At 73.0% G+C, this 515-nt stretch carries 1 protein-coding gene; it reads left to right on the top strand.

Annotated features, from left to right (window positions below):
- A partial coding sequence (locus tag H3O04_RS35670) for a YgjP-like metallopeptidase domain-containing protein (RefSeq protein WP_237666554.1) occupies positions 1-515 on the top strand: 515 nt, incomplete at both ends.

The following is a 515-nucleotide window of genomic DNA, read 5'->3' as shown; positions in this document are numbered from 1 at the left end:
ATCATCGCCAGATGGATCTGCCGCTCTTCGACGGGCCGGCCGCTGCGCCGTCGGCGCCTGCCGCCCCGCCGGCACCGCCCGAAGCCGCCCCCGCCGCGCCGCTCGATCCGGGCCGGGCGCCCGATCGCTCGCGCGTGCGCACGTTCGCGCTCGACAGCCGCGTGCTCGAATACCGGCTGAAGCGCTCCGCGCGCCGCACGATCGGCTTCACGATCGACGGCAGCGGGTTGTCGATCACCGCGCCGCGCTGGGTCACGCTCGCCGATATCGAAGCGGCGATCGCCGAGAAACAACGCTGGATCTTCGCGAAGCTCGCGGAGTGGAAGACGCGCGCCGAGCAGCGCGCGCTGCCGCAAATCGACTGGCGCGACGGCGCGCAGCTGCCGTATCTCGGCAAGACGGTGACGATCGCGCTCGGCGCGGGCGCCGTCGCGTTCGACGCCGATGCGCTGCGGCTGTCGCTGCCGCTGCCCGCGCAGGCCGACATGCAGCAGATCAAGGATCGCGTGCAGGGC

Origin of the sequence: Burkholderia sp. KCJ3K979 (assembly GCF_016759955.1) — a bacterium.
GTDB classification, from domain to species: domain Bacteria; phylum Pseudomonadota; class Gammaproteobacteria; order Burkholderiales; family Burkholderiaceae; genus Burkholderia; species Burkholderia orbicola.
Note: the sequence above shows the minus strand (reverse complement) of the source record. Positions and strands in the feature narration are given on the sequence as shown.